Source organism: Hymenobacter pini (assembly GCF_020421205.1).
Classification (GTDB): Bacteria; Bacteroidota; Bacteroidia; order Cytophagales; family Hymenobacteraceae; genus Hymenobacter; species Hymenobacter pini.
The window spans coordinates 338,005-350,751 of record NZ_JAIZZH010000003.1 but is presented as its reverse complement, the minus strand read 5'-3'; the positions used below and the strand labels follow the sequence as shown (position 1 = coordinate 350,751).

The following is a 12,747-nucleotide window of genomic DNA, read 5'->3' as shown; positions in this document are numbered from 1 at the left end:
TACTACGAAGTATTTCGTAGACGCAACTATACGAATTATTTCGTAGATACAACTACTCTGCCTACTTCGCTACCTATCTTTTTACAGTGGCGCTTTTGGTCTAGAGGTAAGGTAGGCTAATTAGCCGTTTAACCTTTGGACCAAACTTTTAACCAAGGCCAGAATTAAGAGCGGTTTCGAGTATTCGCACGCTGCGCTCCAACTCGGCGGGCGTAAGCGCGGCAAAGCCCAGGCGCAGGTGCGTGGGTTGGGATTCGGCCGGTAGCTGGTAAGCCCGCCCGTCGCTGATCAGCAGCCCGAGCTGCTGGCAACGCTGCGCCAGCTTCGGCAGATCGATGCCCGCCGCAAAGCGCCCCCACACGGCCAGCCCCCCGGCGGGCGGCACGAAGGTAAACCACCGGTCCAAGCGAGCCTGCAACGCCGCGCAGAACACGTTGCGGCGGTGCTGGTACTGCTGCCGGGAGCGGGCCAGGTGGTGATGCAGGGTACCATCGGCCATCAGCTCGGCCACGGCCGTTTCCAGCAGCGGGTCGCCCAGCTGGTCTACCAGCACCCGGATGGGGGCCAACGCCTCGAGCACCTCCGCCGGGGCCACCACGTAGCCAATGCGGTAAGCCGGGGCCAGCACCTTGCTCAGCGAGCCGGTGTAGATGACCCGCCCGCGCCGGTCGGCGCTGGCCAGGGGCAGAATGGGCGCTTCGGCGTAGTGGTAGTCGAAGTCGTAGTCGTCCTCCAGCACAATGAAATCGTACTGCTCGGCCAGGGCCAGCAGCCGTACCCGCCGCGCGGCCGACAGCGTGACGGTAGTGGGGTAGTGGTGGTGGGGCGTCACGTAGAGCAGCCGGACCGGCTGCCGCCGGCAGATGGCTTCCAGCTCGTCCAGCACCAGTCCGTGCTCATCCACGGCCACCCGCACCAGCCACGCCCCGCAGCGCTGGAAAATGGCATCAGCCTCGGCGTAGCTGCGCGCGGCCACCACCACCGTATCGCCGGCCTGCACCAGCAGCTGGGCCAGCAGGAAGAAGGCCATGGTGCTGCCCCGGGTGACGAACACCTGGTCGGCCGTGGCGGGCACCCCGCGCGTGTCGTGCAGGTAGCGGGCCAGCTGCTCACGCAGACGCCGCACCCCGTTGGGGGCCGCGTAGCCCAGCAGCTGCGGGTGGCGGGTGGCCCCGCGGGAGGCCAATCGGTAGTTACGCGCCAGCAAGGCATGCGGGGCCAGCCGCGCATCGGGCGAGCCGCCATCGAGCACGAGCAATGGGCGGGCGGGCAGTTGCGCGGCCGGGGCGGCGTCGCTTCTGGCAAACTGAAAGGCGGCCCGGGCCGGGAATTGCCCGGGGGCAGCCGGTAAAGGCTGGCCGGGCAGCTCGGGCAGCTGCGCGCAAACCACCGGCGCGGTGCGGGGCCGCTGCACCAGCCAGCCCTGGGCCTGCAGCTCTTCGTAGGCCAGGCCCACCGTTTGCCGGTTCACCCCGAGCTGCCCGGCCATCTGCCGGGCACCCGGAAACCGCGCCCCGAACGGCAGCACGCCCCGCCGGATCAGGTCAATCAGACCAGCAGCAATCTGCTGGGGCAGGCCGGGCGAGGTGCCCCGCTGCAGGGGAAGGAGGGTTTGGTAAGGAAGCATATGGAAAATCCACCGCGGCCACCGGCGGCGTTAAGCGCGGCGGGCCGCAGGGTAATGGCGGCAGGCAGTGGGTAAGAATACGGGCAAAGGTCGTACTACCCGCACAAAGACCCCCAGTCCATCTGCCGGACCGGGGTTCTTTATGCGGGTAGTGTCCCTCCGTCTCCGTTCAGCGCAGCGTCAGCAGGTCGTCCACGCCCAGGGGGCGGCGGCTGGTGTAGCCCTCCCCGTACGCCGCGCCGATGTAGCTGCCCAGCTCCCGGGCCCGGGCCTCCAGGATGCGCAGGAAGTCGGGGGTGGAGATGTACGTAGTAGCTTCTTCGGATTCGTACTCGGGGTGGTAAAACTGGCTTTTGAACGCCGTGAGGACCGCCAGCTTCTGCTCCCAGAACCCGGTAATATCCACCACGATATCGGGGCGCACGTAGCTGTTGTGGATGGCCTGCAGCAGCAGCCGGGGCCGCCAGGGCGCCTGCGGGACACCCGCCCACTGGGTCTGCACCTTGGGCAGCCCGGCCAGGAAGGCCGCGTCGTGCACCAGGTCGGCGGCGCGGCCGTGGTCGGGGTGCCGGTCGTGGGTGGGGTTGGTCAGCACCAGCTCGGGCTGGAAGCGCCGGATGACTTCCACCACGCGCAGCTGATGGGCTTCGTCGTTGCGGAAGAATCCGTCGCGCATGCGCAGGTTTTCGCGCACGTGCAGGCCCAGCAGGCGGGCCGCTTCCCGGGCTTCCGCGTCGCGCAGCTCGGCGGAGCCCCGGGTACCCAGCTCCCCACGGGTCAGGTCGACCACCCCGACGCGGCGGCCGGCGGCCGTGAAGCGCAGCAGCGTGCCGGCGCAGCCCAGCTCCGCGTCGTCGGGGTGCGCGGCCAGCATCAGAACATCGAGTTTCATGGTACCAGAAGCCGTGAGGAAAACGGGGTAGCGGCGGGGGTTAGGCGGGGGGCGTTACTTCCAGCAGTTCGTTGAGGCGCACGTCGTACACGTAGCCGAATACCAGCACCCCGGCCGGCACCTGCGGGTGCTGCCGGATGCGCGCCAGGTCGGCGGCTACGGCGGCCCGCAGTTCGGAGAAGGAGGCGCGGCCAGCGGAGACGATAGTGGGCACCCGGCCGTCGAGGGTAGCGGCCAGTTCGTGGTCGGAAAGGCGCACCCCGCAGTCGGTGTGCTGAATCAGAAACCACTCGCGGGTGCCCAGCAGCTGGTGCGAGAGAATCAGGCTTTGGATGGCCTCGTCGGTGGCGTGGCCGCCGGCGTTGCGGATAACGTGAGCACTGCCTTCGGGCACGCCCAGCAGGCGCGTGGGGTCGAGGCGGGCGTCCATGCAAGTCAGGATGGCGAAGCGGCGTGCGTCACGGGCCGGGGCGGGGGTAGCGGTTGGGGCAGGGGCCGGCGCGGGCCGGGTGAGGGGTTTGGCGGTGAGAGCAGACATGACGGGCGGAAGAAAACGCGTGAAGTGGGTGGAAGGGGGAACGACTACTGCGGGCCGGGGCCGCGCCCCGGCCCGCAGTAGCTACTCCTGCTCGGCCGAAATGGCCGCGGGGCCGTCGGGCAGATTCAGCAGTGACCCTAGCAGCAGCGCGTTGCTAAACAGGCGCGACGTGCCGTGCCAGTAGTGGCGGAAGTTGGGGTCGTCGGCGAATAAGACTACGCGGCCGGTGCCCACCTTGCTGACCACTACGGCCGCTGAGTTGCGGATCTGCCGTAGGTTATTGGCCGAGACGTAGCCGCTGACCAGCGGCGCGGGCGTGTACTGGGCCACGGTGGCGTAGGGGTTGCGGCTGGGGCGCAGGAAGGTGGTGCCGTTGCGGAATACGTACAGCTTACGGCTGGTCAGCCCGAAGCCGATGGGGTTGGTGATATCGATATCGGCCTGATAGATGGAGCCAGCAATGGCGCGGGTGCCTTCCTGCTCTTGGCTGACAAAGTCGGCGCGGCGGGCAAACGGCAGCTCGGCCTTCGGGCGCTGGGTGGCTTTGGGGGCCGGGGGCGTATTGGCCGCAATGGCTTCGGCCAGCGCCGTAGTATCGGCCCAGCCGCCGTGCGCCGGGATGAGCAGCTTTTCCTTCACGATGCCCTGCTTGATGGCCCACTCCGAGGCATTCTTGAGCGTGATGAGCGTGCCGCCGTCCTGCACCCAGCGACGCAGCCGCTCCACGGTGGGCTTATCGAGGGTTGCGTACGAGCCGCCTACCAGCACCAGTGTGTTGTAGCGCCCCAGCGGCGCCCGGCCGAAGTTGCCGACCTCGATGCGGCTAAGCGGCAAACCCAGCTGCTGGCTGGCCACGAACCACGCCTCACCCGCTTCCGCGGCATTAATGCCCGTGCCGACCAGCAGGGCCGCTTTGACCTCGGGCACGGTGCGCACGTTGTTGGAGCCCAGGTCGATGCCGCCCAGGCTGAAGCCAGTGCCCACGCCGGTAAACGTGACCTGATTTTGCCGGCTCACGCGGCTCACAATCTGGAACACCGAGTCGGCCGGCAGCTTCTGGGCGGATACCGGAATAACCAGGGTGCCATAGCCGTAATCGGTAGCATTCTTTTCGTCAGCCCCGGCCCGGAAGGGCTTAAAGCTCACTTTCGCCGTCAGGCCGGCGCGCTGCAGGGCCACCAGGGCGCGGGCGGCGTTGTAATCCGACCACGGCAGCAGGTAGGCGTAGCTGCTCTGTCCACCGCGCACGGTGCCCGTCTGCACCTTGAGCGCGGTAATGGGCGCACCCTGCACCAGGTTGGTGTTCTTCTGCTTGGCCACTGCCAGGCCGTAAGCGTGGGCCTGGCTCCAGCCGGTCACGTCGTAGAATACGCTGTCGTGGAAGGTGGTCAGCTCCTCGAACAGGGAGTGGACGATGCGGTACTGGGGCTGGCTGGTGGGCACCACGTAGGCCTTGCCTTTCTCGAACGTCTGCTTGTCGAGGGTGACGCTCTTGTCCAGCTCGTGCACCTCAATCTGGTGCTGCAGCAGCAAGCTCAGAAACCGATTGGTCAGCGTCTCATCGGCGGCGTTGCCGAACACGTAGGCCTTAGTCGGAAACTTCTTGGCATCGGTCAGGGCCGAGGCGAAAAAGTCGCGCTGGTGACGCAGGTACAGGTCTTTTTCCTCCACCGCGCCCTTCACCGTGGCCAGGCCGGTGGCCACGTGGTTGCGGATGGTGAAGGGGAACGTCACCACCCCGTTCGAGCCTTCCTGGGCCAGCCCGCGCGAGCTGCCCACCTCGAAGGTGATGCCCACGCCGCCCTGAAAATCGGGGTAGGTGGAGCCGTAGATGGGCGAGAGGTTGTCGAACTGCTCCTTGGTCCAGTATAAGGAGCCGAGGTTGTCGAGCGACTTGGCGAAGTACTTGGCCAGGTGCACGTTCAGCACCTCGTAGGTGGCCCGCGGAATCAGGTCGTTTTCGGTGCTGAATGGTTTGGAAGGCTCGAAGTAGTAGGTGCCGTTGGTGCCCATTTCGTGAAAGTCAATCATCACGTTGGGGTACCACTCGTGGAAGAAGCCCATGCGGGCCCGGCTTTCGGGCTGGGTCAGGGCCAGCCAGTCGCGGTTCAAGTCGGTGTAGAAGTGGTTGGTGCGGCCGCCCGGCCAGGCCTCGGTGTGCTCCCGGTCGAGCGGGTCGGTGGGGTTGGGCCAGGACTTGTTCTGGTCGAACCAGTGGGAGGCCCGGTCGCGGCCGTCGGGGTTTTCCAGCGGGTCGATGGTCACCACGGCCTGCTCCAGCCACTGCTTGGTTTCGGGGCTGGTGGAGGCCGTGAGGTAGTAAGCCAGCAGCAGGGCCGCTTCCGAGGAGCTGCTTTCGTTGCCGTGCACCCCGAAGTTGAGGCTCACCACCACCGGCAGCTGCCGGTAGTCGGGCGCGGGCAGCTTCGGGTCGACCAAGGCCCGCCGCGCTTTCTGCAGCTGGCTCAGGTTCTGCTGGTTTTGGGCGGCCGTGATGGTGGCTACCACCTGCGGCCGCTGCTCAAACGTGGTGCCCAGTACCCGTACGCTCACCTTGTCCGACACCCGGTCTAGCTCCTTCAGGTAGGCCACAATCTGGTCGGTGCGGGTGTAGTGCGTGCCGATGGGGTAGCCCAGGAACTGCTCCGGCGTGGGCACCGCCGGGTCGAAGCTGCCGGCTTGGGCGGCCGGGAAGAAGTAGCTGTTTTGCGCCGCGGCGGGCAAGGCTAGCCCTAGCCCCACGGTGAGTAGGGCGCCGGCGAAGTATAATTTCAGCATGGCTGAGAGAGTAAAAAGAAGGAAAAGACGGCTGCGTCTCATCAGGCGGTCATGTCGAGCTTGTCGAGACATCTCGCCGGAGTACTATCCATCTCGTTGAACAATAGGTTTACTATCTGGTATCAGCACGCGAGATTCCTCGACAAGCTCGGAATGACGTTCAACGAAGCACGCGAGGTGTCTCGACAAGCTCGACATGACGGGCTAAGTGGCTTGAACACCCTGCCTCAGTACCCAGGATTCTGCTCCAGGTCCGGGTCGGCCGCGAGGTCGTTGAAGGGAATGGGGAACAGCCAGCGGCGCTGGTCGGTGACGCCGAGTACCGTGCCGGCGCGGCCGGTGCGCACGAGGTCAAACCACCGGTCAGCTTCGAAGGCAAACTCCACCCGCCGCTCGTTTTCGATGGCCAGCAGCAACTGTGCTTCGGTGGCGGCGGTGCTGGCGGGCACCCCGGCGCGGCTGCGCACGGCATTCAGGTCGGCCAGGGCATCGGCGAGCTTGCCCTGCTTGGCGCGGGCTTCGGCCCGGATCAGGTAGAGCTCGGCCAGGCGCAGCACGTAGCTCGGGTCGTCGCGCTGGGCCGAGCGGCTATAGAGGTTGCCGTAGGTCACGCTGGCGCCGGCAATGGTGGTGCTACCCAGCAGGGCCGAGCGGCTGCCGCCCACCGCGGGGTCGTTGAGCAGACTGATGGCGGCCGCTACGGGCTGGAAGTTGAACTGCCCGCCCAGGGCGCTGGGAAACCAGTTGTTCCACATCGAGTTGGCGTCGGAGTTGCTGAACGTCAGCTCAAACACCGATTCGCGGCTCAGGAAGGGCGCGGTGGAAATGGCGCGGTAGGGCGTCACCAGGGCGTAGTTCGGGCTGCCGATAACCTGGGTGGCGTAGCTCTCGGCGTCGGCCCACTGCTGGCGGTAGAGGTGCAGGCGGGCGCGCAGGGCACGGGCGGTGGCCTTCACGGCGCGGTTGCGGGTGGTGCCGTCGGGCAGCAGAGTTTCGGCCTGGGTCAGGTCGGCCAGCACCTGGGCGTAGGTTTGGGCCTGGGTGCTGCGGCGCGTGCCCTGGCCGTTTTCCTTGGAGCGGGTGGGCGTGAGTATCAGCGGCACGCCGCCCCAGCCGCGACCCAGGTCGAAGTACACCAGGGCGCGCAGGAAGTAGGCCTCGCCCAGCAGCTGGTTTTTCTCGGCCGGCGTCAGTAGCGGGTCACTGATGCCGGGCAGGGCGGCCAGCACGTTGTTGGCTCCGTTCACGGCCTGGTACATCTGGGTCCAAGCCTCGGTAATGAGCACGTTATCGGCGCTGAGCTGGTTCTGGTCAATCTGCAGAAACTGGTTCAGCGTGCCATTGAAACGCACATTCTCTCCTGGCAAGAAGCCCAGCACCGGCCAGTTGAGCTGGTAGTAGGCCTGCACTCGGTCGTAGACGCCAATGGTGGCGGAGCGGGCACTGCTGGCGTCGGTAATGGCCTGGTCGTCGGGGAGCTGCTGCACCGGCGTGGGGTCCAGCAGGTCGTTGCAAGCCGATATACTCAGGGTGGAAGCACCCAGCACGGCGGCAAACAGCAAGTGGTATAGCGAAGATTTCATCGATGAAAAGGCTTAGAGTCCAACCGTAAGGCCCACCTGGAAGGTGCGGGGCTGGGGCACGGTGGCCCAGTCGAAATTTTTGGTGTTGCTCACTCCACTCTGGGAGTTTACCTCGGGGTCGAGGCCGGAGTAGGGCGTGATGGTGAAGAGGTTCGCCGCCTGCACGTACACGCGCAGGGAGTTGAGGCGGGCCCGGCTTACTACCTGCTGGGGCACCGTGTAGCCCAGCGAAATGGTGCGTAGGCGCAGGAACGAGCCATCCTCCAGGTACCGGTCGCTCAGGTTTTGCACCACGCCCCCGTAGTTGTTGGAGGCTGGGTTGGTGGTCAGGCGCGGAATGTCGGTGATGTCGCCGGGCTTCTGCCAGCGGTCCAGCTGTTCGCGCAGGTAGCCGATGTTGCTCTGCGTACCGCCGTGCACCAGGAAGAAGCGGTTCATGTTCATGATTTTCGCCCCTTGCTCGAAGTTCAGGGTGAAGCCAAAATCCAGACCTTTGTAGCTCACCGAGTTGGTTACGCCCCCGAAATAGTTGGGCCAGGCGTTGCCCACCAGCTGGCGGTCGGCCACCGAAATTTGCCCGTCGCCGTTCACGTCCTCGTACTGGGCGTCGCCGGTTTCGGGGTTCACGCCGGTTTGGTGGTAGAGCCAGAACGAGTAGAGCGGGGCGCCTTCCTCCAGGCGGAAGATGTCGCGGGAGCCCGAGGTAATGGGAGCCGCCAGCTTCTCGATACGGTTCACGTTGCGGGCCACGTTGGCGGTTGTGCTCCACTGCACGGCGGCAGTGCGCGGCAGCCAGTTGGCCGTTATCTGCACCTCGAAGCCCTTATTGCTTACGGCCCCGTAGTTTTCCACCACCGAAGCAAAGCCGGTCTTGCGCGGCACCGGCACGTTTAGCAGCAAGCCCGAGGTGTACTTGTCGTAGTAGTTCAGCTCCAGCAGCAGGCGGTTTTGCAGCACGGCCGCATCCAGGCCTACGTTCCACTGCCGGGTGCTTTCCCAGCTCAGGTTGGGGTTGGCCAGCTGCAGGGGGGTAGTGCCGGGCAAATCGAGGTAGTTGGCCCCGCCCTGTACTAGCCCACGGGCGGCAAAGTCGCTGATGCCGGCCTGGTTGCCCGTTTTACCCAGGCTGCCGCGCAGCTTCAGCTCCTGAAACACGTTCAGGTTCTTGATGAATTCTTCCTCGCTCAGGCGCCAGCCCAAACCCACGGCCGGAAAGTAGCCCCAGCGGTTATCGGCCCCGAAGCGGGAGGAGGCGTCGGCCCGCAAACTCACATCGGCGGTGTAGCGCTGCTTAAAGCTGTAGGTAGCTTTGCCGAAGAAGGATAACAGCCCGGCCTGGGAGCGGGACGAGGAACCCGTTTGGGTAGCGGCCGAGGCAATGCTGGTCAAATCGTTACTCGGGAACTGCTGGCCCGAGAGGCTAGTGCGCTGGAAGGTGTTTTTCTGGATGGTATTGCCCACCAAGGCCTGCAACGAATGGTCCTCGCCGAAATCCACCGAGTAGTTCAAAGTCTGCTCGTTGAGCAGAGTGATGTCGCGGGAGAGGAAGGAAGTAGCCGTGCCCCGGGGCTGCCCGGCCAGGATGAGCGTGTTGTTGAAGTTGTTCTCGTACATGTCGTTGAAGTCGATGCTCCAACTGCTGCGCAGAGTCAGGTGCTTGCCGAACTGATACTGCCCGTACACGTTTGAGATGACGCGTGAGCCCACCGCATCATTGTTCAGGTTGTTGATGAGCGCCAGGTGGTTGTCAAAGGAGCCGTACTTGGCGTAGGTGCCATCAGGATTGTAGATGGGCAGGTTGGTGCGCGGGAACAGGGCCGAGTTGATAACGCCCACCGGGTTGTTGTCGTTGCTGCTCACGTTGCGGTGCGTGCGCGTGAGGGCCGTGCTGGTGCCGATGCGCAGCCGATCCGTCACGGAGTTATCCAGGTTCACGCGCAGGCTGAATCGGTCGAAGTTGGTCGGCTTAGCAATACTCTCCTGCCGGAAATAGCCGCCCCCGATGTAAAACTGGGTTTTGGCCGAGCCCCCGGCCGCCGACAGCTCGTAGCTCTGGGTCTGGGCCGTGCGAAACACGTCGGAGAGTCGGTCGTAGGTTTGCTGCTCCTCGGGCAAGCCCCGCCCCCCAGAGGCCGTTGAGCGGTAGGGTAACTGGGCCGGGTTGCCGCCGTCATTCAAAAACCGCTCATTCTCCAGCTGAGCCAGCTCCGGGCCCGTTACCAGCTCGTACTGTTTGGGCGCCTTCGACCAGCCGTGGTAGGTGTTGAAGGTGATGCGGGTTTTGTCGCCGGCCTTGCCGCGCTTGGTCTGGATGAGCACCACCCCGTTGGCCCCGCGTGACCCATAGATGGCCGTGGCGTTGGCGTCCTTCAGGATTTCGATGCTCTCAATATCCTGGGGGTTGATGTCGGCCAGCGGATTGCTGGATACCTGGTTGCCCAGGCCGGTGGCAATCAGATTGGTGTTGTTGATGAACACCCCGTCCACCACGTAGAGCGGGTCGTTGCTGGCATTCACGGAGTTGCTGCCCCGGATGCGGATGAACACGCCCCCGCCCGGCACCCCGGAGTTGGCCGATACCTGCACGCCGGGCGCTTTGCCCTGCAACAGCTGGTCGGGACTGGCCGCCGGAATGTCCTTGAGCGCATCACCCTTCACCGAGCTAATAGCGCTTGTTAGGGTACGGCGGTTTTGCTCGCTGTAGCCCGTCACCACCACTTCCGAAAGCTGCTTCACATCGGCTTTTAGGGCTACGCTAATAGGGCCGGCAGTGGCCGCAACGGTTTGGCTTTCGTAGCCGACGGCACTGATGATTAAGGTGCTGCCGGCGGGTAGATTCAGCGAAAAAGTGCCATCAGGGCCGGTAGAGGCACCTACGGTGGTGCCTTTCACTACCACCGTAACCCCCGGTAGAGGGGTACGGTCCGTGGCGTCAATGATGGTGCCGGTTGTGGGGGCGGCGGCCGTCTGGGCGAAACTCGCCGGGGCCAGGCCTGCCACCACTACTGGCACCGCCAGAAGGGTAGAGGATTTCATATGCAGGAAATGCAAGGAGTGAGCACGCGCAGCCATACCTACAGCCCACTCAGTGGCTGCGTCGGCGCGTCAAAAGGTGAATTCTGAAGAGGATGAAACCCTAGTAAAACCTCCAGTCCTACGCCCAGCTTGTGCACAGCTGGGGGCTAGTGAGCCGGCAAAGGGCCAACGGAACTAGCAGGTTGCGGAGAGAGGAAGCAGGGAGGAGGAGGCAGTTCTGGGGCCGAAGCAGCCGGCGCCAAAACAAGCCCTACAGGCCTGAAAGGCCCAGGTACAGCGTAGAACAGTGGCGCGCTACCGCTCCGCTCTACAGGCAAGCAAAAAGCAAAAAAGGGTAACCTTATGCCTTAGCAGCCCATGTCCACCATCCGCATACAGACGGAGCCACGCATCAGGCCACAACATCCATGCTGTACGGATGCGCGGGTACGGGTACTGCTGGGGGTGCTGGTGAAGGACTTCACGGCGTTGTTGTTTTTATATGGTCAGGACTTGGCACCGTTCCGGATGTTCCGGGGGTTGTCGGCGGTTCATCGAGCCTGTCTCTCCGCGCCTCTGTATAAAAACAATCCTTTGTGGGGTAAAGAATTGGTAGTGCAAATGTACTGGTGGATTTTTATAAAATCCAAACTTTGTATTCAGTATGTTCTTGTAACTATCAGTTTATCAATGTGTAAGTAGTGGCAAAAAGCTGGGAGAACATACTAACTTACCTGTTCCGCAGCTTGCACGGCTTTCCCTCGTGCCTATATTTGCCCCCAGCCTCAAAATGGCTACACTACTGCCCGGCTGCCCACTGAGGGGCTTTTCGCCGCCGCTTCCCGTTGCATATGCTGTCCGAAATTCTGCTGAAACACTGCTGTTGTTGTTGCCCCGCAACATCCTAACGTCACTGTGCGCTGGCGCCCACTGGGCCGCCGGCATTTCCGCCGTTTTTCTGCTTGCTCATGCTATCTGCTCCCGATGCCGCCCCGCGGCCGGACCTGGTGCGCGGTATCCGCCGCTGGGATTTTGTGGCCCTAATCATCAATATCACTATTGGAGCCGGTATTCTGGGCTTGCCGGCCAAGCTATATGCCTTGGTGGGGGCCTACAGTCTGTGGGCCTACGGGGTCAGTGCGGCCGTTGTCACGCTCATCGTTCTGTGTTTTGCCGAGGTCAGTAGCCGCTTCCAGGGCAGCGGCGGGCCCTACCTGTACGCCCGCAAGGCATTTGGGCCGCTAATCGGGTTTGAGGTGGGGTGGCTGCTGTGGATTTCCCGCCTGGCCAGCTTTGCAGCGCTGTGTAACCTGCTAGTGGAGTACGCAGCTTACTTCTGGCCGGTGGTTGGCCACGGCGCGGGGCGGGCCCTGCTTATGGCCGGGCTGATTACAGGACTTACCCTGCTTAACTTAATAGGCGTGCGCACGGCAGCGGCCGTCAACAACTTGCTGACGGTAAGTAAGCTGCTGGTATTTGGCGTATTCACGGGCGCCGGACTGTTTTTTGTGGACTGGCAGTCGTTTTCGTTTGCCGCCGCGCCTCCTGCGGCCAGCTTCTCTGGGGCGGTGCTGCTGCTTATCTTCACCTTTTCGGGCTTCGATGTAGCGGCTATTCCGGCCGCTGAAATTCAACAGCCCCAGCGCACTGTGCCGTTTGCCTTGTTTACGGCCATTGGTACGGTAGCAGTGCTGTTCGTGCTGGTGCAGGTGGTGTGCATTGGTACGCTGCCGGGCCTAGCCACGGCTGAGCGACCCTTGGCCGCGGCCGCCGCCCAGTTTATGGGGCCGGCCGGGGCCGCACTGATAGCGGCAGCCGCTATACTCACGGCCTTGGGCACGCTCAACGCCCTGATGCTGGCCGGCCCGCGGCTGCTGTTTGCCCTGGCCGAACAGAAGCAAATTCCGGCGGTATTTGGGGCCACGCACCCACGCTTCCGGACCCCTTACGTGGCCTTGCTGGTATCGGCGGCGCTGAAGTTGGTGCTGGCCATTTCTGGCACGTTCATCTATGCGCTTACACTAAGCACTATTATCCGGCTCACGTATTTTGCCCTCACTTGCGCGGCCCTGCCGGTGCTGCGGCGGCGTGCTCCCAACCAGCCGGCCCCGTTCCAAGTAGCTGGGGGCGGGGTGGTGGCCGTGGTCTGTATTGCGTTGTGCCTGTGGCTGCTGCTGAGTAGCACGGGTACCGAGGCGCGCGACGTAGCCCTAGCTGCCGTGGTGGGCCTCGGGCTATACGCCGCCTTTCGCCAGCGGCCAACCTCCGGGTCGTCCGCCACTTCGTGAACCCATGTCTTGGTGCCTGATACCAG

General features: G+C 64.0%; 7 protein-coding genes and 1 riboswitch. Of the genes, 1 reads left to right on the top strand and 6 read right to left on the bottom strand.

The features are described 5' to 3' along the window. Positions 1-148: 148 nt before the first annotated feature. The 6 genes from pdxR to LF252_RS12775 form a co-directional block, all read right to left on the bottom strand. Entirely contained in the window at positions 149-1,627 is a 1,479-nt protein-coding gene (gene pdxR, locus LF252_RS12800; protein ID WP_226269986.1) for a MocR-like pyridoxine biosynthesis transcription factor PdxR, read from the bottom strand. Between the two features lie 169 nt (positions 1,628-1,796). Then, the gene (bshB1, locus tag LF252_RS12795) at positions 1,797-2,519 is read right to left on the bottom strand and encodes a bacillithiol biosynthesis deacetylase BshB1 (RefSeq protein WP_226269985.1); all 723 of its coding nucleotides are present in this window, start codon (positions 2,517-2,519) and stop codon (positions 1,797-1,799) included. Positions 2,520-2,559: 40 nt separating this feature from the next. Then, a complete protein-coding gene (locus tag LF252_RS12790) occupies positions 2,560-3,057 on the bottom strand; it encodes a beta-class carbonic anhydrase (protein WP_226269984.1) in 498 nt (165 codons plus the stop codon). A gap of 81 nt (positions 3,058-3,138) precedes the next feature. After that, complete coding sequence (locus LF252_RS12785) at positions 3,139-5,835, bottom strand: M14 family zinc carboxypeptidase (protein WP_226269983.1); 2,697 nt, start codon at positions 5,833-5,835, stop codon at positions 3,139-3,141. Positions 5,836-6,062: 227 nt separating this feature from the next. Beyond that, positions 6,063-7,418, bottom strand: coding sequence for a RagB/SusD family nutrient uptake outer membrane protein (locus LF252_RS12780; protein WP_226269982.1), 1,356 nt, complete (start codon positions 7,416-7,418; stop codon positions 6,063-6,065). Between the two features lie 12 nt (positions 7,419-7,430). Further along, on the bottom strand, positions 7,431-10,454 hold the full coding sequence (locus tag LF252_RS12775; RefSeq protein ID WP_226269981.1) for a SusC/RagA family TonB-linked outer membrane protein: 3,024 nt from the start codon (positions 10,452-10,454) through the stop codon (positions 7,431-7,433). Positions 10,455-10,928: 474 nt separating this feature from the next. Beyond that, positions 10,929-11,020, bottom strand: a riboswitch (SAM riboswitch). 381 nt (positions 11,021-11,401) lie between these two features. On the opposite strand from LF252_RS12775, the gene LF252_RS12770 reads away from it, so the two are divergent. Continuing rightward, a complete protein-coding gene (locus tag LF252_RS12770) occupies positions 11,402-12,721 on the top strand; it encodes an APC family permease (RefSeq protein WP_226269980.1) in 1,320 nt (439 codons plus the stop codon). Positions 12,722-12,747 lie beyond the last annotated feature (26 nt).